At 40.2% G+C, this 18,323-nt stretch carries 33 protein-coding genes; all 33 read right to left on the bottom strand.

Annotated features, from left to right (window positions below; translation table 11 throughout):
- Nucleotides 1–14 precede the first annotated feature (14 nt).
- The 33 genes from rplM to rplD all read right to left on the bottom strand — a co-directional run bounded on the left by rplM (nt 15) and on the right by rplD (nt 18,315).
- Nucleotides 15–452, bottom strand: a complete 438-nt coding sequence (gene rplM, locus J2Z82_RS14550; protein WP_092494482.1) for a 50S ribosomal protein L13 — start codon at nt 450–452, stop codon at nt 15–17.
- 541 nt (nt 453–993) lie between these two features.
- Nucleotides 994–1,746, bottom strand: coding sequence for a tRNA pseudouridine(38-40) synthase TruA (gene truA / locus J2Z82_RS14545; RefSeq protein WP_209481487.1), 753 nt, complete (start codon nt 1,744–1,746; stop codon nt 994–996).
- Nucleotides 1,747–1,770: 24 nt separating this feature from the next.
- Complete coding sequence (locus tag J2Z82_RS14540; protein WP_209481486.1) at nt 1,771–2,574, bottom strand: energy-coupling factor transporter transmembrane component T family protein; 804 nt, start codon at nt 2,572–2,574, stop codon at nt 1,771–1,773.
- Complete coding sequence (locus tag J2Z82_RS14535) at nt 2,571–3,440, bottom strand: energy-coupling factor ABC transporter ATP-binding protein (RefSeq protein ID WP_209481485.1); 870 nt, start codon at nt 3,438–3,440, stop codon at nt 2,571–2,573. The genes J2Z82_RS14540 and J2Z82_RS14535 overlap by 4 nt, the downstream gene beginning before the upstream one ends.
- Nucleotides 3,416–4,255 (bottom strand): energy-coupling factor ABC transporter ATP-binding protein, encoded by an 840-nt coding sequence (locus tag J2Z82_RS14530; RefSeq protein WP_209481484.1) that lies wholly within the window; start codon nt 4,253–4,255, stop codon nt 3,416–3,418. Before J2Z82_RS14530 ends, J2Z82_RS14535 begins: the two co-directional genes overlap by 25 nt.
- 466 nt (nt 4,256–4,721) lie before the next feature.
- Entirely contained in the window at nt 4,722–5,075 is a 354-nt protein-coding gene (gene rplQ, locus J2Z82_RS14525; protein WP_092506407.1) for a 50S ribosomal protein L17, read from the bottom strand.
- A 251-nt stretch (nt 5,076–5,326) separates the two neighbouring features.
- Complete coding sequence (locus tag J2Z82_RS14520; RefSeq protein ID WP_209481483.1) at nt 5,327–6,271, bottom strand: DNA-directed RNA polymerase subunit alpha; 945 nt, start codon at nt 6,269–6,271, stop codon at nt 5,327–5,329.
- A 229-nt stretch (nt 6,272–6,500) separates the two neighbouring features.
- Nucleotides 6,501–6,890 carry a 30S ribosomal protein S11 gene (gene rpsK, locus J2Z82_RS14515; protein ID WP_092494489.1) on the bottom strand — a complete coding sequence of 130 codons (390 nt, stop codon included), beginning with the start codon at nt 6,888–6,890 and terminating at the stop codon, nt 6,501–6,503.
- A gap of 23 nt (nt 6,891–6,913) precedes the next feature.
- Nucleotides 6,914–7,279, bottom strand: coding sequence for a 30S ribosomal protein S13 (rpsM, locus tag J2Z82_RS14510; RefSeq protein WP_209481482.1), 366 nt, complete (start codon nt 7,277–7,279; stop codon nt 6,914–6,916).
- 23 nt (nt 7,280–7,302) lie between these two features.
- The gene (gene rpmJ / locus J2Z82_RS14505) at nt 7,303–7,416 is read right to left on the bottom strand and encodes a 50S ribosomal protein L36 (protein WP_010095733.1); all 114 of its coding nucleotides are present in this window, start codon (nt 7,414–7,416) and stop codon (nt 7,303–7,305) included.
- Nucleotides 7,417–7,451: 35 nt separating this feature from the next.
- Nucleotides 7,452–7,670 (bottom strand): translation initiation factor IF-1, encoded by a 219-nt coding sequence (gene infA, locus J2Z82_RS14500; protein ID WP_092494491.1) that lies wholly within the window; start codon nt 7,668–7,670, stop codon nt 7,452–7,454.
- A complete protein-coding gene (locus J2Z82_RS14495; RefSeq protein WP_092494492.1) occupies nt 7,648–7,983 on the bottom strand; it encodes a KOW domain-containing RNA-binding protein in 336 nt (111 codons plus the stop codon). Before J2Z82_RS14495 ends, infA begins: the two co-directional genes overlap by 23 nt.
- Nucleotides 7,984–8,166: 183 nt before the next feature.
- The gene (locus tag J2Z82_RS14490) at nt 8,167–8,811 is read right to left on the bottom strand and encodes an adenylate kinase (RefSeq protein WP_209481481.1); all 645 of its coding nucleotides are present in this window, start codon (nt 8,809–8,811) and stop codon (nt 8,167–8,169) included.
- Between the two features lie 34 nt (nt 8,812–8,845).
- On the bottom strand, nt 8,846–10,138 hold the full coding sequence (gene secY / locus J2Z82_RS14485) for a preprotein translocase subunit SecY (RefSeq protein ID WP_209481480.1): 1,293 nt from the start codon (nt 10,136–10,138) through the stop codon (nt 8,846–8,848).
- Nucleotides 10,138–10,578, bottom strand: coding sequence for a 50S ribosomal protein L15 (gene rplO / locus J2Z82_RS14480; protein ID WP_209481479.1), 441 nt, complete (start codon nt 10,576–10,578; stop codon nt 10,138–10,140). The genes secY and rplO overlap by 1 nt, the downstream gene beginning before the upstream one ends.
- A gap of 31 nt (nt 10,579–10,609) precedes the next feature.
- Nucleotides 10,610–10,792, bottom strand: coding sequence for a 50S ribosomal protein L30 (rpmD, locus tag J2Z82_RS14475; RefSeq protein ID WP_209481478.1), 183 nt, complete (start codon nt 10,790–10,792; stop codon nt 10,610–10,612).
- Between the two features lie 13 nt (nt 10,793–10,805).
- On the bottom strand, nt 10,806–11,309 hold the full coding sequence (rpsE, locus tag J2Z82_RS14470) for a 30S ribosomal protein S5 (RefSeq protein ID WP_092494497.1): 504 nt from the start codon (nt 11,307–11,309) through the stop codon (nt 10,806–10,808).
- Between the two features lie 24 nt (nt 11,310–11,333).
- Complete coding sequence (gene rplR / locus J2Z82_RS14465) at nt 11,334–11,696, bottom strand: 50S ribosomal protein L18 (RefSeq protein WP_209481477.1); 363 nt, start codon at nt 11,694–11,696, stop codon at nt 11,334–11,336.
- Nucleotides 11,697–11,728: 32 nt separating this feature from the next.
- The gene (rplF, locus tag J2Z82_RS14460; protein WP_209481476.1) at nt 11,729–12,265 is read right to left on the bottom strand and encodes a 50S ribosomal protein L6; all 537 of its coding nucleotides are present in this window, start codon (nt 12,263–12,265) and stop codon (nt 11,729–11,731) included.
- Between the two features lie 33 nt (nt 12,266–12,298).
- Nucleotides 12,299–12,697 carry a 30S ribosomal protein S8 gene (gene rpsH, locus J2Z82_RS14455; RefSeq protein ID WP_209481475.1) on the bottom strand — a complete coding sequence of 133 codons (399 nt, stop codon included), beginning with the start codon at nt 12,695–12,697 and terminating at the stop codon, nt 12,299–12,301.
- Between the two features lie 30 nt (nt 12,698–12,727).
- A complete protein-coding gene (locus tag J2Z82_RS14450; protein WP_092494501.1) occupies nt 12,728–12,913 on the bottom strand; it encodes a type Z 30S ribosomal protein S14 in 186 nt (61 codons plus the stop codon).
- A gap of 30 nt (nt 12,914–12,943) precedes the next feature.
- Nucleotides 12,944–13,483, bottom strand: a complete 540-nt coding sequence (gene rplE, locus J2Z82_RS14445; protein WP_209481520.1) for a 50S ribosomal protein L5 — start codon at nt 13,481–13,483, stop codon at nt 12,944–12,946.
- A gap of 27 nt (nt 13,484–13,510) precedes the next feature.
- The gene (rplX, locus tag J2Z82_RS14440) at nt 13,511–13,822 is read right to left on the bottom strand and encodes a 50S ribosomal protein L24 (RefSeq protein ID WP_209481474.1); all 312 of its coding nucleotides are present in this window, start codon (nt 13,820–13,822) and stop codon (nt 13,511–13,513) included.
- A 38-nt stretch (nt 13,823–13,860) separates the two neighbouring features.
- Nucleotides 13,861–14,229 carry a 50S ribosomal protein L14 gene (gene rplN / locus J2Z82_RS14435; RefSeq protein ID WP_092494504.1) on the bottom strand — a complete coding sequence of 123 codons (369 nt, stop codon included), beginning with the start codon at nt 14,227–14,229 and terminating at the stop codon, nt 13,861–13,863.
- 42 nt (nt 14,230–14,271) lie between these two features.
- Nucleotides 14,272–14,535 carry a 30S ribosomal protein S17 gene (gene rpsQ / locus J2Z82_RS14430; RefSeq protein WP_209481473.1) on the bottom strand — a complete coding sequence of 88 codons (264 nt, stop codon included), beginning with the start codon at nt 14,533–14,535 and terminating at the stop codon, nt 14,272–14,274.
- Nucleotides 14,536–14,558: 23 nt separating this feature from the next.
- The gene (rpmC, locus tag J2Z82_RS14425; RefSeq protein ID WP_036578662.1) at nt 14,559–14,759 is read right to left on the bottom strand and encodes a 50S ribosomal protein L29; all 201 of its coding nucleotides are present in this window, start codon (nt 14,757–14,759) and stop codon (nt 14,559–14,561) included.
- Nucleotides 14,749–15,183 carry a 50S ribosomal protein L16 gene (gene rplP, locus J2Z82_RS14420; RefSeq protein ID WP_092494506.1) on the bottom strand — a complete coding sequence of 145 codons (435 nt, stop codon included), beginning with the start codon at nt 15,181–15,183 and terminating at the stop codon, nt 14,749–14,751. Before rplP ends, rpmC begins: the two co-directional genes overlap by 11 nt.
- Nucleotides 15,184–15,201: 18 nt before the next feature.
- Nucleotides 15,202–15,843, bottom strand: coding sequence for a 30S ribosomal protein S3 (rpsC, locus tag J2Z82_RS14415; protein WP_209481472.1), 642 nt, complete (start codon nt 15,841–15,843; stop codon nt 15,202–15,204).
- Nucleotides 15,844–15,846: 3 nt separating this feature from the next.
- Nucleotides 15,847–16,188 (bottom strand): 50S ribosomal protein L22, encoded by a 342-nt coding sequence (gene rplV / locus J2Z82_RS14410; RefSeq protein WP_092494508.1) that lies wholly within the window; start codon nt 16,186–16,188, stop codon nt 15,847–15,849.
- A gap of 18 nt (nt 16,189–16,206) precedes the next feature.
- Nucleotides 16,207–16,485 (bottom strand): 30S ribosomal protein S19, encoded by a 279-nt coding sequence (gene rpsS, locus J2Z82_RS14405; protein ID WP_092494509.1) that lies wholly within the window; start codon nt 16,483–16,485, stop codon nt 16,207–16,209.
- 57 nt (nt 16,486–16,542) lie between these two features.
- A complete protein-coding gene (rplB, locus tag J2Z82_RS14400) occupies nt 16,543–17,373 on the bottom strand; it encodes a 50S ribosomal protein L2 (RefSeq protein WP_209481471.1) in 831 nt (276 codons plus the stop codon).
- Nucleotides 17,374–17,404: 31 nt separating this feature from the next.
- Nucleotides 17,405–17,692, bottom strand: a complete 288-nt coding sequence (gene rplW, locus J2Z82_RS14395; protein ID WP_209481470.1) for a 50S ribosomal protein L23 — start codon at nt 17,690–17,692, stop codon at nt 17,405–17,407.
- Complete coding sequence (gene rplD, locus J2Z82_RS14390) at nt 17,692–18,315, bottom strand: 50S ribosomal protein L4 (RefSeq protein WP_209481469.1); 624 nt, start codon at nt 18,313–18,315, stop codon at nt 17,692–17,694. The genes rplW and rplD overlap by 1 nt, the downstream gene beginning before the upstream one ends.
- Nucleotides 18,316–18,323 lie beyond the last annotated feature (8 nt).

The raw sequence follows: 18,323 nt of genomic DNA, 5'->3' as shown, positions 1-18,323 counted from the left end.
TAACCTCCTTTTAATTATCCACGAAGCTCGTAAACTTCTGGTTTTTGTGCTTGATGATTGTGTTCAGAACCTCTGAATACGTGCAATTTCTTACCCATTTTACGGCCTAAAGGACCTTTTGGAAGCATACCTTTTATAGCAAGCTCTATCATTTGTTCAGGGTAATTTGTACGCATTTCATTTGCATTACGTTCTTTTATTCCACCTGGGTGGCCTGTATGACGATAGTACATTTTGTCATTTAATTTATTACCTGATAGTTCTATTTTTTCAGCGTTAATAACAATTACATTATCACCTGTATCAGCGTGTGGTGTGTAAGTTGGTTTATGCTTCCCGCGAAGGATCGCAGCAACCTCACTTGCCAAGCGGCCTAAACGTAGACCTTCAGCATCCACAACTAGCCATTTACGTTCAATGTTATTTTCATTCGCCATGAAAGTTGTGCGCATGATGGTTTCCCTCCATATTTCAATAATTCGTTTCAGTTGTTATTCCTATATATTCAACACAATTAGATTCCGGGGCTAATCGCGGTTTTAGAAATAAAATGCCAATAATCATCATATACCATCACTAATGTGTTTGTCAAGCTTTAGAAGGATTTTTTAAAAGAAGCTCTCTTCGTGAATCTTGTTGCTCTTTGTATATTGTGACACAGGCAAAGGGGACCGATAAAACTGCGGTGCGGATCCTCGTTCCGTTAAATAGGGGAAAAACCGTCCCAAATGGGATGAGATGAATCCTAGTTCCGTTAATTGCTCAAAAAACATGAAATTTGAGGGTGTAATGTACAAATAGCGGAAAGAGAATTACATAACGTGCTTCAAACATACGATTTACAGGAAATAACGGAATGAGGATCCGACTAATTTGCAAAACTGACCCCGGTTCGGCTAAATGTACTTAGGCAATATCGCCGGATGAGAACTTTGTGAAGAGTACTTAGTTCAACAAGGATAGTAAATCAAATTTTTTTGCTTGCTAAGTTTACTAGTGAGGCTCCTCATACTTGACCTGCCATAAATATAACCCTTGTGCTGGCACAGTTTCTCCAAGCAGTCTCCGGTCTTTTTTTTCCAATAAATCAGTAATATCAGATGGCTCGCGTCTTCCCTGTCCAATATCCAAAAGAGCCCCGATAATAATCCTTACCATATTGTATAAAAAACCGCTCCCACGAAAAATAAATTCGATCTGATTTCCCTCTTTGTGGCAAGATACTTCGTACATATGGCGTATCTTACTACCTTTTATAGTCGCTTTTGCTGATGAAAATGTGGTGAAATCATGGGTTCCTTCAAAATAGCGGCATGCATATTGCATCGCTTGAATATCGAGAGGATACGGAAATTGATACATATAATTTTGCTTAAACACATCTTTTTCCCGTTCATTCCAGATATAATACCGATACTCTTTCTCCGCAACATCATAGCGAGCATGAAACGAGTCAGGAACTACCGCGACTTTGTATACGTTTAAATCGGCAGGTAGAAGGGTGTTAAGCGCTTGTTTCCAATTTTGAGGAGGCAGCGTGAATGGTGTTTCAAAATGAATTGTCTGACCCCTTGCATGCACTCCTGTATCTGTACGACCAGAGGCATGCACTCGGATATGCTCACCTTTATGAATTTTAGTTAATGCCTTTTCCAGTTCTCCTTGAACGGTACGTGTTCTTGGCTGGATTTGAAAGCCTGAAAAGTTCGTACCATCATAGCTAATAATACATTTGATTTTTTCCATGCTTCCTCCAACCTTTCTTGGTGTCTAACTCCAGTTTCTTGTAAAAAATAGACCGGCAACTACAAATACGAATAATATATAAATAAATATATCGCGCTTTTCGATTTTTAACTCCCGGAGTTTCGTTCGTCCTTCGCCTCCCTGATAACCCCGAGCCTCCATGGCCATTGCAAGGTCTTCAGCACGCTTGAATGCACTAACGAATAGCGGAACCAATAAGGGAACAACTGCTTTCACTCGTTCTTTTAGCGGACCAGTCCGAAAATCCACACCTCGTGATGCTTGTGCTCTTGATATTTTCTCTGTTTCCTGCATGAGTGTCGGAATAAATCGTAAGGAAATAGACATCATAAGTGCAAGCTCATGGACAGGGAACTTCATTTTTTTCAAAGGATGTAGTATATTCTCGATTGCGTCTGTGATTTCAATCGGTGTTGTTGTTAAGGTCAAGAGTGATGTTACCAAAATAAGCAGGAAAAACCGCATTGAAATAGCAAAACCTTGAATAAGTGCACCAGAATAAATTTTAAAACCTAGGAATTCTATTAGTACTGATCCTTCTTTTGTAACGATAAGATGCAATAGGAACGTAAACACAATCAGGAACCACACAGGCGTTAACCCTTTGATAATATAGTACATTGGAATTCGTGTCGTAAACATGCTCGCTAGCGCAAAAGCAGTTAGAACACCATAGCTTAAAACAGAGTTTGCAAAGAATACGATAAACACGAAGAAGAAAATAATAATAATCTTTGTTCGTGGGTCCAACCGATGAATGACCGATTTTCCGGGAACGTATTGACCAATGATTAATGAATTGCTCATGATGATTCAGCTCCCTCCAAAAATTGCTGAATTTCACTTGCAATTTCTTCAATTGATTGCCGTCTATACGGAATTCTTTTCCCGAACTTTTCCTCGAAAGCATTCAAAAATTGAACTATATCCGGGACTTCGAGTTGAACCTTTTGAAGAGCTTTTTTCTGTATGAATACTTCTTCTGGCTTCCCCTCCATATATTTAGTGCCATTATTTAATATAATTACATGATCAGCATATTTAACTGCGTCTTCCATGCTATGGGTTACAAGAATGGTAGTAAGGCCCTCTCTCTTATGCATATCATAGAACATGTTCATCATTTCTTTTTGCCCTCGTGGATCAAGTCCGGCAGTAGGCTCATCCAATACGAGTACCTCAGGTTTAATGGCAAGTACCCCTGCAATCGCTACCCTGCGCATTTGTCCACCACTTAACTCGAATGGTGACCGTTTCAATAATTCTTCAGGTATTCCTACATCAGGTGTTATCTCCCGAATCCGTTTTTGTATTTCATCTTTCGGAACATCAAAATTTTCTGGGCCGAATGCTATATCTTTTTCAACGGTTTCTTCAAATAATTGGTGTTCCGGATATTGAAATACAACGCCAACTCGACTGCGTAATTCTTTCATGTTTTTGACTTTAGAATCATTTGTTAAATGAAAATCACCGATCGTAACATCACCAGAACTTGGACGAACCAATCCATTCAGGTGCTGAATAAGTGTTGATTTACCAGAGCCAGTGTGACCAATTATCGCTACAAATGAACCCGACGGAATATCAAAAGATAAATCTTCAATTGCTTTATGTTCAAATGGTGTACCCTGTTGGTAGATATAGTTTACATTCTTGAATGTGATATCCATAAATCCTCCAGAAGTTCTCTTTGATTTAAGGGTTCATTTGTAATCGATACCCCAGCTTTTAATAACGCATCAGATAAATTTGCAATAAAGGGAACATCTAAACCAATTTTTCGCAGTTCAGCCCTTTTTGCAAAGATTTCCCGTGGTGTAGCCTCATCCCAAATTTCACCTTCATTCATCACAATTACACGCTCAGCTCTTACTACTTCCTGAAGATCGTGGGTAATCGTGATCAATGAAAGTTGATGTTTCTCCTGGACACTAGTTATTGTTTCCATAATTTCTGTTCGACCTTTTGGATCTAGCATTGCTGTTGCTTCATCCAATATAAGAACTTGTGGGAAGATTGCTAAGACGCTTGCGATTGCTACTCGCTGTTTTTGACCTCCCGAAAGTTTGTGCGGCTCGGTCATAAGGTAATCCAGCATACCGACAGCAGATAAAGTATCATCAATCCGTTTAACCATTTCGGCACGAGGTATCCCGCGATTTTCCATACCAAATGCAACATCATCCTGTACAGTTGTTCCAACAAACTGGTTATCCGGATTTTGGAAAACCATGCCAACATCTTTCCGAATTTCCCAGATGGACTCTTGTGTTACCTGCTGACCGTTAATAAAGATTGCTCCCTCTTCTGGGAAAAGCAGACCATTCATTAACTTAGCAACAGTTGATTTACCTGAACCATTATGACCTATAATCGCTACTTCTTCGTTTTCATAGATTTCGAACGAACAATCTTTCAGCACCCAAGGCAGTTCTTCAGTGTACCTGAATGACACGTTTCTAAATTCTATTAACTTACCTCTCATAGCAATAATACCCCCTGCTCTGCTCAATGCCCTGGGTGGAGCGTGAGTTTATTTTGGTTTTCTGGTTGATGTTGGGCTCTTCTGTCGATGTTCTCGCTCTTCTGTCGATTTCCCTGCTCTTCTGTCGATGTTCTCGCTCTTCTATCGATGTTCTCGCTCTTCTGTCGATGTTCTCGCTCTTCTGTCGATGTTCACTGCTCTTCTGTCGATATTTCCCGCTCTTCTGTTGATGTTCTCGCTCTTCTGTCGATGTTCTCGCTCTTCTATTGATGTTCACTGCTCTTCTGTTGATGCTCTCGCTATTCTGTTGATGTTCCCCGCTCTTCTGTCGATGTTCTCGCTCTCCTGTCGATGTTCCCACTTGTCCATCTATAAACAGTCATCTGCTTAATTCTGCATACAAAAAAAGGGCCGGGATTCACCTCATGGAAGAGATTCTGTCCTGCCCCTTAAGCGCACGAATTCATTAAACTAGTTCAATGATTGCCATTTTTGCTCCGTCACCTTGACGAGCACCTAGCTTAAGAACGCGTGTATATCCGCCTTGTCTGTCTTCGTAGCGTGCAGCGACGTCATCGAAGAGTTTTTGCATAACACTTTCGTTTTCGTTCGCTTCTTGATTATATAAGAAAGCTGCTGCTTGACGACGCGCGTGAAGATCACCGCGTTTTCCAAGTGTAATCATTTTCTCTACTGTTGATTTTAACTCTTTCGCTTTTGCTTCTGTTGTTTCAACCCGTTCGTGAATAATCAAATCAGATGCAAGGTTGCGAAGTAGTGCCATACGAGCGTCTGTTGTACGACCTAATTTTCTAGCCATGGACTATCCCTCCCTTATACTGCTACATAGATATTCATTACTTCTAGTAACGTTGATTATTGAACATCTGCGCAGGGCCACGTCCAGCTTCGACGCACAGGACGTGCAAGTGTCGATGAAGTCACAGGACGTGACGTTTTTATCGACCAGCGCCTAACGTCTAGTGAACCACCCGTGTTGCACGGGCGCAGTTCATACGTCGTTGAACAGGCACTTCCGCTTTTGTTCTATTCTAAAGGTGTCTGTATCGATCAGTCATCATCTCGTAAGCCTAAGCCTAAATCCTCTAGTTTTACTTTTACTTCTTCTAGTGATTTGCGACCTAAGTTACGCACCTTCATCATATCTTCTTCAGATTTATTTGAAAGCTCTTGAACTGTATTAATTCCAGCACGTTTTAAGCAATTATAGGATCTGACAGATAAATCGAGTTCTTCGATTGTCATTTCCATCACTTTTTCTTTTTGATCTTCTTCTTTTTCGACCATGATTTCTGCATTTTGTGCTTCATCTGTCAAACCTACAAAAATATTTAGATGCTCTGTAAAGACTTTTGCACCTAAAGAAACTGCTTCTTCAGGACGGATGCTTCCATCTGTAGATACATCAATTGTTAATTTATCGTAGTTTGCAACTTGCCCCACACGGGTATTTTCGACTTGATATGTCACACGTGATACTGGTGTAAAGATTGAATCAACCGGAATCACTCCGATTGGTCGCTCATCATGATTGTTTGCATCAGCTGGACGATAACCGCGGCCGCGTTCTGCCGTAATCTTCATATGCAATTTACCTTTACCGTTAATTGTAGCAAGTGGTAAGTCAGGATTTAATACCTCTACATCACTATCATATGTCAGGTCTGCAGCCGTAACTTTTCCTTCTCCCTGCACATCAATCTCTAAGGTTTTCTCTTCTTCAGAGTAAATCTTTAGAGCAAGCTTTTTCAAGTTCAAAATAATTGTTGTTACGTCCTCAACAACGCCTTCAATTGTTGAAAACTCATGATGCGCTCCATCCATCTGAACTGATGTAACAGCAGCACCCGGAAGTGAGGATAATAGGATACGACGCAAGGAGTTTCCTAGAGTGGCACCATATCCACGTTCAAGCGGTTCGACGACGAACTTTCCAAATTTAGCATCATCGCTGATCTCTACCGTTTCTATTATTGGTTTTTCAATTTCGATCATTCAATAAAACCCTCCTTTAAAACGTCGAAACCCCGGTTAGACTTCGTGTCTAACCGAAATTCCTCAAATAGGCAGTTGGCGTTTCTGCGCTATTAAAATTTCATTCGTACTCTCATGTCTTTGTCATGTTGTATAGTAAAGTCTGTTCAAAAGGGAATTTCCCTTATGCTTTATACTTTTAGCTATCATAACCCATTATAGACAGGGTGACAAATTCTATACAGTACAATTATACACGACGACGTTTTGGTGGGCGGCAACCATTGTGAGGTACTGGGGTTACGTCACGGATAGCCGTAACTTCCAATCCTGCTGCCTGTAGTGAACGAATTGCTGCTTCACGTCCAGCACCAGGGCCTTTAACAGTTACTTCTAATGTTTTCATACCGTTATCAACTGCTGTTTTAGCTGCGGTTTCAGCAGCCATTTGTGCAGCAAATGGTGTAGACTTACGAGAGCCTTTAAATCCTAGTGCGCCGGAAGAGCTCCAGCCAATAGAATTACCTTGGACATCCGTAATCGTAACGATTGTGTTGTTAAACGTAGAACGAATGTGTGCTACACCCGTATCAATATTTTTTTTCACACGACGCTTACGCGTATTTGTTTTACGTGCCATTGATTAGCTTACCTCCTTTTACCTTACTTTTTCTTGTTAGCCATTGTACGACGTGGACCTTTACGAGTACGTGAATTGTTTTTCGTTTTTTGACCACGTACTGGCAACCCACGACGATGTCTGATTCCTCGATAAGAACCAATTTCGATTAGGCGTTTAATGTTGAGGGATACTTCACGACGAAGGTCACCTTCAACTGTAAATTCGTTAATTGCTTTACGAATATTGCCTAATTCATCTTCTGTCAAATCGCGTACACGAGTATTTTCTGAAACGCCTGCTTCTTTAAGGACTTCCTGTGCAGTATTTTTTCCAACACCATAAATATAGGTTAATGAAATAACTACACGTTTATCACGCGGAATATCTATACCTGCAATACGTGCCATAGCTCAATGCACCTCCTTGTTTATTAGCCTTGTTTTTGCTTGTGTTTAGGGTTTTCACAAATCACCATTACTTTGCCCTTACGCTTAATGACTTTGCATTTTTCACATATTGGCTTTACAGATGCTCTTACTTTCATCATCTTTACCTCCTTTTATATCGGAGCTCACTCGTCTATTTATAACGGTACGTAATTCGTCCTCTTGTTAAATCATACGGGGAAAGTTCTACCGTCACTTTATCACCAGGTAAAATGCGGATGAAATGCATACGAATTTTGCCAGATACATGAGCTAAAACCGTATGGCCATTTTCAAGTTCGACATTAAACTGTGCATTCGGCAATGTGTCAGTTACGGTACCTTCCACTTCAATTACATCGTCTTTCGCCATCGTGTTGATCTCCCTTCATTAAATCAGTCACAATTTCATTGACAAATTTATCTATGGCAAATCGTAATTTACCATTTGTGACACGACCAGTTTCTAGAAGGCTGTTTTGGACTTCCGGAGAAATATAATCCATAACTTCAATATGATGTAGATTCTTTTTCTTTGGTCGATCATATTTACGTTTTTCCCCATCTGCAAGCAAGACAAATCGATCATCTATCATTTTTAGTACTACAGCATATTGTCCTGCTTCTCGCCCTTGCTTTATACGAACAACTTGACCTATCCGCGGAATCGAATCAGCTTCGCTCAACAACGATCACCTTCACTTAGGCTTTTATTTTAATCCTGCCAATCATAGGCACACTACCAGTTGCTATTCTGTGTCACTGTTATATCAAGTAATACACGTTCTGCCGCATATTCTACGACTTTCATTATAACTTTAACAAAATAGAATTGCATCTATCCTGAGCTGGTAATACAGCCAAAATGCTTACTTTTCTATTTTTGCTTGAATATCTTGAAAGACTTGATCAATTTCTTGATCACCATCAACGGTCACAAGATATCCTTTCTCTTGATAAAAATCCAATAACGGCTGCGTTTGTTTCATGTTAACTTCCAAACGTTTTTTCACCGTTTCTGCTTGGTCATCTTCTCGTTGTATCAGTTCAGAGCCATCTTTATCACATATTCCCTCATGTTTAGGAGGATTATATATGACATGATATGTTGCTCCACAATTCGGACAAATTCTACGACCCGTTAGACGCTCCACTAATTTTTCTTCTGGTACATCTACATGCAGGACATAGTCAATTGATTCCTTCAAATCAGCTAAAAGAGATTGCAATGCCTCAGCTTGTGCAATGGTCCTTGGAAAACCATCCAATAAAAAACCATTTTTACAATCATCTTTGCCTAAACGCTCTTTAACAATTCCTATTGTTACTTCATCCGGAACAAGTTCACCTTGGTCCATATATTCTTTAGCCTTCTTACCAAGGTCAGTTCCTTCTTTAATTGCTAATCGGAACATATCTCCTGTTGAAATATGAGGGATGTGGTATTTTTCATTTATTTTTTCTGCCTGGGTGCCTTTACCAGCACCAGGTAGACCCATCAAGATTAAATTCAACAATTTTCCCCTCGCTCTCATTGGCAGCAATCTGTTACTTAATAAACCCTGTATAGTGTCGCTTCACTAATTGACTTTCCAATTGTTTCATTGTTTGCAGTGCAACACCTACAACGATTAGTAAGCTCGTGCCACCGATTTGTACTGCTTGCGGCAGATTTGCAAGACCACCTAAGAGGATAGGAAGCACAGAAACAGCTGCTAAGAAGATAGACCCTACAAATGTTAAACGATACATAACGCGTGTAAGATACGTTTCTGTATTTTTCCCAGGACGAATACCTGGTATATATCCACCTTGTTTTTGCAAGTTCTCTGCCATTTGTTCTGGATTTACTTGAACAAACGTATAGAAATAGGTGAATGCAATGATCAATGCTACATAAATAACCATGCCAATTGGTTGGGTATAATCAAATATCGTTCCAATTGTTTCAGCAAACTCATTACCTTCAAATAACCCTGCAACCGTTCTTGGTGCGATAATGAATGCTATTGCAAAGATTACCGGGATAACTCCGGCAGCATTTACTTTTAATGGTAAATGTGTGGAGTGCCCCCCCACTGGAGAACGATTTACAAGCTTTTTAGCATATTGAATTGGAATTTTACGTAGTGCTTGCTGGATAAAGATAACTCCAACAACTACTGCTACTACCACCAATGCAATTAATGCGACAATTACAATGTTTATAAATAATTCATCACCAGGATCTACAAAATACTGGCTATATAATTGATTTACTCCATTTGGAACCGCTGCTACGATACCAGCAAAAATTAAAATAGAGATTCCGTTTCCAACACCATTTGCTGTGATCTGTTCACCCAACCACATCAAGAATGTTGTTCCACTTGTTAGTACGAGAGCAATGATAATAAATTTTAATACGCTTGGGTCAGCTATTAATAATCCACCAGCCATTGCATTAAAACCAATTGACATCGCGATCGCCTGGACAAACGCAAGTGCAACTGTGCCGTAACGAGTAATTTGTGCTAACTTCTTGCGGCCCATTTCTCCTTGCTTTTTCCATTCGGTGAACTTTGGTACAACATCCATTTGCAGTAATTGCATAATAATCGCTGCAGTAATATAAGGCATAATCCCCATCGCAAAAATGGAGAAGTTTTGTAATGCCCCACCACCAAATGTGTTTAAAAAGCCGAATACGTTTTGTTGATTCATAAAATCGATAGCTTCTTTATCTGTATATGGCACTGGAATAAATGTACCAAGACGGAATACAACTAACATTAGTAATGTAAATATGATCTTCCGTCTAATGTCACCTACTCGCATTAAATTGGAAATCGTACGGAACATTAAATCACCTCTGTTTTACCGCCCGCTGCTTCGATAGCTTCCTTCGCTGAAGCAGAGAACTTATGAGCTTTTACAGTAAGTTTCTTTTCAACAGCACCCTTACCTAGTACCTTGATACCAGCTTTAAGATTGCTAACGGCACCTTCTTCAAGTAATAGCTCAGGTGTAATTTCTGTGCCTTCTTCAAATTTATTTAATGCATCTAGGTTTACAATCGCAAACTCTTTACGGTGAATATTTGTAAATCCTCGCTTAGGCAAACGTTGGAATAATGGCAATTGGCCACCTTCAAAGCCCGGACGAGTGTTTCCACCTGAACGTGCTTTTTGTCCTTTATGTCCTCTTCCGGAAGTTTTTCCGTTACCAGATGACATACCACGACCTACGCGATTACGCTTTTTGCGAGTTCCTTCTGACGCCTTCAATTCATGAAGTTTCATTCGAGCACCTCCTCTTTACGCTAATGTTTAATTAAACCTCTTTAACCGCTATGAGATGAGATACTTTGTTAACCATACCGCGTACAGCTGGAGTATCTTCACGAACTACGGATTGATGAATTTTTTTCAGACCTAGTGTTTGAACAGTTTGACGTTGTCCTTCTGTTCGACCAATAACACTTCGCGTGAGGGTGATTTCTAATTTTTTAGACATAGTATTTCCCTCCTTATCCTAACAGTTCTTCTACAGACTTTCCGCGTAGTTTTGCTACGTCTTCTGCACGTTTTAAGTTTGATAGTCCACTTAGTGTTGCACGAATCATGTTGATTGGTGTATTTGAACCAAGTGATTTAGTTAAAATATCGCCGACACCTGCAAGTTCCAGTATAGCACGAACAGGTCCTCCGGAAATTACTCCAGTACCTTCAGTTGCAGGCTTCATTAATACGTTACCTGAACCAAATCTTCCATTAATTTCGTGTGGAATAGTTGTTCCAACAATAGGTACTGTGATTAGGCTTTTCTTTGCATCATCAACAGCCTTCTTAATTGCTTCTGGTACCTCTTGTGCTTTACCAGTACCAAAGCCTACATGGCCGTTTTTATCTCCAACTACAACCAATGCAGCAAAACGGAAACGACGTCCACCTTTAACAACTTTTGCAACACGGTTGATTGTAACAACGCGTTCTTCAAGATCTAATTTGTTCGGATCAATGCTAGTATGCATCTATGTCCCTCCTTTATCTATCGATTAAAATTCAAGACCTGCCTCGCGGGCAGCTTCAGCTAATGCTTTTACACGTCCATGATAAAGGTAGCCTCCGCGATCAAACACAACCGATTTAAAACCTTTATCCTGGGCACGTTTTGCAACTAATTCTCCGACTTGTTTAGCTGCATCTACATTGCCTGTTGTTTCAACCTTCATTTCATTATCTTTTGTAGAAGCACTTGCAACAGTAACTCCTTCGTTATCATCAATTAATTGTGCATAGATGTGTTTATTTGAACGGTACACATTCAGACGAGGCTGTTCAGTTGTTCCAACAACGGATTTACGAACACGCGCATGTCTTCTCTTGCGTACAGCGTTTTTGTCAGGCTTTGTGATCATCTAGGTCACTCCTTTCTGCTCCCTAACTAACCTTACTTAGCAGTTTTACCTTCTTTTTGTCGTACATATTCACCTTCATAGCGAATACCTTTACCTTTATAAGGTTCTGGTGGTCTGATTGCTCTAATGTTTGCTGCAACTTCACCAACCAATTCTTTACTAATACCTTTTACGATAATTTGTGTGTTTTTAGGAACATCAATCTCGATACCATCAATTGGATCAAGTTCAACCGGGTGTGAATAACCTGCGTTAATCACTACTTTGTCACCTTGTTTTAAGGCACGGTAACCAACACCGCTGATTTCAAGATTTTTCTCAAAACCTTTATGAACTCCTTGAACCATGTTATCAATCAAGCTGCGAGTCGTACCGTGCAGAGCTCGGTGTTCTTTATGGTTACTTGGACGTTCAACAGTTAAAACATTATCTTCTATAACAACTTTCATATCTTGATGAAAGTCTCTTGTTAATTCACCTTTTGGGCCTTTTACTGTAGCAGTGTTTCCATTAATGTTTACCTCAACACCCTCTGGAATTTCCACTGGCTTAAGTCCTATACGAGACATCCCATGCACCTCCTGTCTTAAAAGTATATATTATTACCAAACGTACGCTAGTACTTCGCCACCAATAGCTTGTGTACGTGCTTCTTTATCAGAAAGCACTCCATTTGATGTTGATACAACAGCAATACCTAAGCCATTTAGTACACGAGGTACTTCATCAGCTTTTGCGTAGACACGCAAACCTGGTTTACTAATCCGTTTGATACCTGTTATTACTCGTTCGTTGCTTGCACCGTACTTAAGGAAAATACGCAGAACGCCTTGCTTATTGTCTTCAATAAATTCATAATCACGTACAAAACCTTCACGTTTAAGGATGTCGGCGATTTCTTTCTTAATTTTTGAAGCCGGAAGCTCTAACTTTTCATGGCGCACCATGTTTGCATTACGAATACGAGTTAGCATATCTGCGATTGGATCTGTCATAACCATTACTACATTACCTCCTTCCCGAATCGGGGTTTACCAGCTTGCTTTTTTGACACCAGGAATTTGACCTTTATAGGCAAGTTCGCGGAAACAAATACGGCAAAGTTTAAATTTACGAATTACAGAATGCGGGCGTCCACATCGTTCACAACGTGTATATTCACGTACTTTGTACTTTTGTGGGCGTTTTTGTTTCGCAATCATTGATTTTTTAGCCACAATTTTCCCTCCTTGTATTAGCTCCTAGCTTTACTTTTGGAAAGGCATGCCTAGCTGAGCTAAAAGTTCACGTGCTTCTTCGTCAGTATTGGCAGAAGTTACAATAACAATGTCCATACCACGAACTTTACTTACTTTATCATAGTTGATTTCTGGGAAAATTAGCTGTTCTTTAACACCTAATGTATAGTTGCCACGACCATCAAATGCTTTCTTTGAAATACCACGGAAATCACGAACACGTGGAAGTGAAACTGCAATAAGCTTTTGTAGGAATTCATGCATACGATTGCCACGAAGTGTTACTTTTGCTCCAATTGGCATCCCTTCACGCAAACGAAATCCAGCAATTGACTTTTTAGCACGAGTCACCATTGGTCTTTGCCCAGAAATTAGTGCAAGTTCTTCAACTGCATTATCTAATGCTTTTGAGTTCTGTACTGCATCACCAACACCCATGTTGATAACAATTTTCTCGATAGCTGGTGCTTGCATAACAGAATCATAATTAAATTTATTCATTAATGACGGCAATACGTCGTCCTGGTACTTTTGTTTAAGTTCATTCATCATGTCGCCCTCCTTTCACAGCACAAACTATTTATCCAATGCTTCACCGGATTTTTTTGCGATACGGACTTTTTTTCCGTCACGTTCTTCATATCCAACGCGAGTTGGTTCACCGGATTTTGGATCTAATGGCATTACGTTAGAAACATGAATTGGTGCTTCCTGGTTAAGAATTCCACCCTGTGGATTGTCTTGTGAAGGTTTTGCGTGTTTTTTAATCATATTGATACCTTCTACTAGGACACGTTCTTTTTTAGGATATGCTTCTAAAATAGTACCTTGTTTATCACGGTCTTTACCGGAAATTACTTTGACTTTATCACCTTTTTTTACATGCATGCTTTACGCACCTCCTTGACAAGGCTTTTCATTACTCATTATAGAACTTCTGGAGCTAGAGATACGATTTTCATGAACTTTGCTTCACGTAATTCACGTGCAACTGGTCCGAAGATACGAGTACCTCGTGGACCTTTATCATCACGGATAATTACGGCAGCATTTTCATCAAAACGAATATATGATCCATCTTTACGGCGCATTCCTGTCTTTGAACGTACGATGACGGCTCTTACAACCTCACCTTTTTTAACAACGCCACCTGGTGTTGCGTGCTTTACGGAACAAACAATTACATCACCAATGTTAGCTGTCTTACGTCCAGAACCACCCAATACTTTAATGGTTAATACTTCACGAGCACCAGAGTTATCTGCAACTTTTAAACGAGTTTCTTGTTGAATCATATCGCTGTGACCTCCCTTCGGATACCTTCCGAGCGAACTTTATTATATTATTACCGCTTCTTCAACGATTTCAACTAGACGGAAACGTTTAGTTGCTGATAGCGGACGAGTTTCCATGATTTGAACAACATCACCATTTTTAGCTTGATTATTTTCATCATGTGTTTTGAATTTTTTAGAGTATTTTACACGCTTACCGTATAACGAATGAAACTTGTAAGTCTCAACCAAAACAGTAATTGTTTTATCCATTTTGTCTGAAACGACACGGCCTGTATATACTTTACGATCATTACGCTCAGTCATTGAGGTTATCCTCCTCTCTTGTTTCAGTTATTCACGCTTACTTCACGTTGACGTACAACTGTTTTCATACGAGCAATAGACTTTCTTACCTCACGAATACGTGCGGTGTTTTCCAATTGGCCTGTTGCTAGCTGAAAGCGTAAATTAAATAGTTCTTCTTTTAACGATTTAACTTTTTGTTCAATTTCGGCAGTGGTTAGTTCTCTAATTTCATTAGCCTTCATTGATTTCACCACCAATTTCTTCACGTTTTACGAATTTAGTTCTAATCGGCAGTTTATGAGAAGCAAGACGCAACGCTTCACGTGCAACTTCTTCTGGTACACCAGCGATTTCAAACATTATTTTTCCTGGTTTAACTACTGCTACCCATCCTTCTGGAGCACCTTTACCGGAACCCATACGGACCTCTAGGGGTTTTGCAGTATATGGTTTGTCTGGAAAGATTTTAATCCAAACTTTACCGCCACGTTTCATGTAACGAGTCATTGCAATACGAGCGGCCTCGATTTGACGACTTGTAATCCAAGAAGCTTCAAGTGCTTGTAGACCATACTCACCAAAAGCTACTGTAGTTCCACCTTTAGCACGGCCATTCATTTTACCACGATGTTGCTTACGATATTTTACACGTTTAGGCATTAACATAATGCATTTCCCCCTTCCTTACTTTTTAGTTTTAGTTGGAAGGACTTCTCCACGATAGATCCACACTTTAACGCCCAACTTACCATAAGTTGTGTCAGCTTCTGCTGTGCCATAGTCGATATCAGCACGCAATGTGTGTAGTGGTACTGTTCCTTCACTGTAATGTTCCGCACGAGCGATGTCTGCGCCGCCTAGACGTCCGGACACTTGTGTTTTAATTCCTTTTGCTCCTCCGCGCATTGCACGTTGAATAGTTTGCTTTTGAGCACGACGGAATGAAATACGATTTTCTAATTGACGAGCAATGTTATCAGCAACTAATACTGCGTTTAGATCAACTTTTTTGATTTCAACGATATTGATGTGAACACGCTTGCCGGTCAGACTATTTAATGATTTACGTAGAGCTTCTACTTCTGAACCGCCTTTACCAATAACCATACCTGGCTTACCAGTGTGAATGGTGATGTTTACACGATTTGCTGCACGTTCGATGTCGATAGAAGAAACAGCAGCAATGCGTAAGCGATTTTCAAGATATTCTCTAATCTTAATATCCTCGTGTAGTAAGTCTGCATAGTCTTTGCCTGCATACCACTTTGACTCCCAGTCACGAATGATACCAACGCGAAGACCTTTTGGATTTACTTTTTGACCCACTGACTATCCCTCCTTCTTTTCAGTTACAACCACTGTAATATGGCTTGTGCGTTTATTAATTTTACTTGCACGTCCTTGTGCACGTGGACGAAAACGTTTCAATGTAGCACCTTCATTTACAAATACTTCAGAAACTACCAGGTTATCTGCTTCCATTTCATAGTTGTGTTCCGCATTCGCAATTGCAGAATTTAGTACTTTTTCTACAACTGGAGAAGCACCACGTTGTGTATGGCGTAGTATTCCTACTGCTTCACCAACTTCTTTTCCTCGAATCAAATCTACGACTAAACGAACTTTACGAGGAGCAATACGAACAGATTTCGCAACGGCTTTAGCTTGCATGTGGAGCGCCTCCTCTCATTAGCGTTTTGTTTTCTTATCATCGCCACCGTGTCCTCTATAAGTACGGGTTGGCGCGAATTCACCTAATTTATGTCCGACCATATCTTCTGTAACATAGACAGGTACGTGTTTACGTCCGTCATATACAGCAATCGTATGACCAACAAAAGTAGGGAATATTGTTGAACGACGAGACCAAGATTTAACTACTTGTTTCTTGTCAGATTCATTTAGAGTATCAATCTTTTTCAATAGATGGTCATCTGCAAAAGGTCCCTTTTTCAAGCTACGACCCATGGATAAACCTCCTTTCGTAATTGAACGACGGATCTTACCGCCCGTCGTCTCATCCGTTTATTTTTTACGCTTACGAACGATATATTTATCTGTAGGTTTGTTACGCTGACGCGTTTTGTAACCAAGTGTAGGCTTACCCCAAGGTGACATAGGTGATTTACGTCCGATTGGCGCACGTCCTTCACCACCACCATGTGGGTGATCATTAGGGTTCATAACAGAACCACGAACAGTCGGGCGTTTACCTAACCAACGAGAACGACCAGCTTTACCTATAGTTATAAGCTCATGCTCAAGGTTTCCAACTTGGCCGATTGTTGCACGGCATGAAGATAATATTAAACGAACTTCGCCTGATTTCAAGCGTACCAACGTATATTTATCTTCGCGTCCAAGAATCTGTGCTTCAGCTCCAGCTGAGCGTACAAGTTGTCCGCCGCGTCCAGGCTTCAATTCAATGTTGTGAATAATAGTACCCACTGGAATGTTTTGAAGTGCAAGACTATTACCTAGCTTGATATCTGCTTGTTCGCCAGATTCAATTTGTTGTCCTACTTTGATTCCTTTTGGTGCTAATATATAACGCTTTTCTCCATCTGCATAATGAATTAATGCAATATTAGCTGATCGGTTTGGATCATATTCCACTGTAGCAACGCGTCCAGGTATTCCATCTTTATCACGCTTAAAGTCAATTATACGGTATTGACGCTTGTGACCTCCGCCTTTATGACGAACTGTAAGCTTACCTTGGTTGTTACGACCGCCACGCTTGTAAATTGAACTTAATAGAGACTTTTCCGGAGTATCCGTAGTAACCTCTGCAAAGTCAGATGAAGACATGAAACGTCTGCCGTTTGTTGTTGGTCTGAATTTTTTAATAGCCATTTTGTTTTCCCTCCTTCACTAGTTTCTCTATTTAACCTTCAAAGAAGTCTAGGTCTTTACTATCTTTTGAAAGCTGCACAATAGCTTTTTTGCGATCTGAACGGTATCCGCCGTAACGGCCCATTCGCTTGAATTTACCTTTAATATTCATAGTGTTTACTTTGTCTACCTTCACACCAAAAACCAGTTCAACAGCGTCTTTAATCTCTGTTTTGTTCGCTTTCGGAGTTACTTCAAACGTATATTTCTTTTCTGCCATTAAGTCAGCAGAACCTTCTGTAATGACAGGGCGCTTTATAATATCACGTGGATCTTTCATTATGCAAGCACCTCCCCTGCTTTTTCAGCTGCATCCTTGGTTATGATCAGCTTGTCATGCGTAAGCAAGTCTAGTACATTTACTTCTTCTACAGTAAGTACTCTTACGTTCTGTAGATTATTGGCAGAACGAACTACTGTTTCGTCTCTGTCAGCTGTTACAATTAATGCCTTTTTATCTGCATTAAGTGCATTTAGCATTTGTACTACTTCTTTTGTTTTTGGAGCATTAATTGCAATGCTTTCCACTACAATCAAGTCTTCTTCCTTTGCTTTTGAAGAAAGTGCCGACTTAAGTGCTAAACGACGAACTTTCTTCGGTAGTTTATAGCTGTAGCTACGTGGTGTTGGGCCAAATACAGTTCCGCCGCCAACCCATTGCGGTGAACGAGTTGAACCTTGACGTGCACGACCTGTTCCTTTTTGTCTCCACGGCTTAGCTCCTCCGCCACGAACTTGTGAACGGTTTTTAACAGCATGTGTGCCCTGACGTAGTGATGAACGTTGCATTAGTACTGCTTCATTCAAAACATGCGTGTTTGGCTCAATACCGAATACGGAGTCGTTTAATTCAAAATCTCCAGCTTTAGATCCATCTTGTTTTAATAGTGCTACTTTAGGCATGACATATC

The sequence above is a fragment of the Virgibacillus litoralis genome (assembly GCF_017873675.1).
In the GTDB taxonomy this organism is placed as follows: domain Bacteria; phylum Bacillota; class Bacilli; order Bacillales; family Amphibacillaceae; genus Lentibacillus; species Lentibacillus litoralis.
This window is presented reverse-complemented; position numbering and strand designations above follow the sequence as displayed.

Excerpts from the sequence above, each read along its gene's own strand:
- rplM (WP_092494482.1), bottom strand. The coding sequence starts at position 452 with ATGCGCACAACTTTCATGGCGAATGAAAATAACATTGAACGTAAATGG.
- truA (WP_209481487.1), bottom strand. The coding sequence starts at position 1,746 with ATGGAAAAAATCAAATGTATTATTAGCTATGATGGTACGAACTTTTCA.
- J2Z82_RS14540 (WP_209481486.1), bottom strand. The coding sequence starts at position 2,574 with ATGAGCAATTCATTAATCATTGGTCAATACGTTCCCGGAAAATCGGTC.
- J2Z82_RS14535 (WP_209481485.1), bottom strand. The coding sequence starts at position 3,440 with ATGGATATCACATTCAAGAATGTAAACTATATCTACCAACAGGGTACA.
- J2Z82_RS14530 (WP_209481484.1), bottom strand. The coding sequence starts at position 4,255 with ATGAGAGGTAAGTTAATAGAATTTAGAAACGTGTCATTCAGGTACACT.
- rplQ (WP_092506407.1), bottom strand. The coding sequence starts at position 5,075 with ATGGCTAGAAAATTAGGTCGTACAACAGACGCTCGTATGGCACTACTT.
- J2Z82_RS14520 (WP_209481483.1), bottom strand. The coding sequence starts at position 6,271 with ATGATCGAAATTGAAAAACCAATAATAGAAACGGTAGAGATCAGCGAT.
- rpsK (WP_092494489.1), bottom strand. The coding sequence starts at position 6,890 with ATGGCACGTAAAACAAATACGCGTAAGCGTCGTGTGAAAAAAAATATT.
- rpsM (WP_209481482.1), bottom strand. The coding sequence starts at position 7,279 with ATGGCACGTATTGCAGGTATAGATATTCCGCGTGATAAACGTGTAGTT.
- rpmJ (WP_010095733.1), bottom strand. The coding sequence starts at position 7,416 with ATGAAAGTAAGAGCATCTGTAAAGCCAATATGTGAAAAATGCAAAGTC.
- infA (WP_092494491.1), bottom strand. The coding sequence starts at position 7,670 with ATGGCGAAAGACGATGTAATTGAAGTGGAAGGTACCGTAACTGACACA.
- secY (WP_209481480.1), bottom strand. The coding sequence starts at position 10,138 with ATGTTCCGTACGATTTCCAATTTAATGCGAGTAGGTGACATTAGACGG.
- rplO (WP_209481479.1), bottom strand. The coding sequence starts at position 10,578 with ATGAAACTTCATGAATTGAAGGCGTCAGAAGGAACTCGCAAAAAGCGT.
- rpmD (WP_209481478.1), bottom strand. The coding sequence starts at position 10,792 with ATGTCTAAAAAATTAGAAATCACCCTCACGCGAAGTGTTATTGGTCGA.
- rpsE (WP_092494497.1), bottom strand. The coding sequence starts at position 11,309 with ATGCATACTAGCATTGATCCGAACAAATTAGATCTTGAAGAACGCGTT.
- rplR (WP_209481477.1), bottom strand. The coding sequence starts at position 11,696 with ATGATCACAAAGCCTGACAAAAACGCTGTACGCAAGAGAAGACATGCG.
- rplF (WP_209481476.1), bottom strand. The coding sequence starts at position 12,265 with ATGTCTCGTATAGGACTTAAGCCAGTGGAAATTCCAGAGGGTGTTGAG.
- rpsH (WP_209481475.1), bottom strand. The coding sequence starts at position 12,697 with ATGGTTATGACAGATCCAATCGCAGATATGCTAACTCGTATTCGTAAT.
- rplE (WP_209481520.1), bottom strand. The coding sequence starts at position 13,483 with ATGAATGAACTTAAACAAAAGTACCAGGACGACGTATTGCCGTCATTA.
- rplX (WP_209481474.1), bottom strand. The coding sequence starts at position 13,822 with ATGCATGTAAAAAAAGGTGATAAAGTCAAAGTAATTTCCGGTAAAGAC.
- rplN (WP_092494504.1), bottom strand. The coding sequence starts at position 14,229 with ATGATTCAACAAGAAACTCGTTTAAAAGTTGCAGATAACTCTGGTGCT.
- rpsQ (WP_209481473.1), bottom strand. The coding sequence starts at position 14,535 with ATGACTGAGCGTAATGATCGTAAAGTATATACAGGCCGTGTCGTTTCA.
- rpmC (WP_036578662.1), bottom strand. The coding sequence starts at position 14,759 with ATGAAGGCTAATGAAATTAGAGAACTAACCACTGCCGAAATTGAACAA.
- rplP (WP_092494506.1), bottom strand. The coding sequence starts at position 15,183 with ATGTTAATGCCTAAACGTGTAAAATATCGTAAGCAACATCGTGGTAAA.
- rplV (WP_092494508.1), bottom strand. The coding sequence starts at position 16,188 with ATGCAAGCTAAAGCCGTTGCGAAATCTGTTCGTATTGCTCCTCGTAAA.
- rpsS (WP_092494509.1), bottom strand. The coding sequence starts at position 16,485 with ATGGGTCGTAGCTTGAAAAAGGGACCTTTTGCAGATGACCATCTATTG.
- rplB (WP_209481471.1), bottom strand. The coding sequence starts at position 17,373 with ATGGCTATTAAAAAATTCAGACCAACAACAAACGGCAGACGTTTCATG.
- rplW (WP_209481470.1), bottom strand. The coding sequence starts at position 17,692 with ATGAAAGATCCACGTGATATTATAAAGCGCCCTGTCATTACAGAAGGT.
- rplD (WP_209481469.1), bottom strand. The coding sequence starts at position 18,315 with ATGCCTAAAGTAGCACTATTAAAACAAGATGGATCTAAAGCTGGAGAT.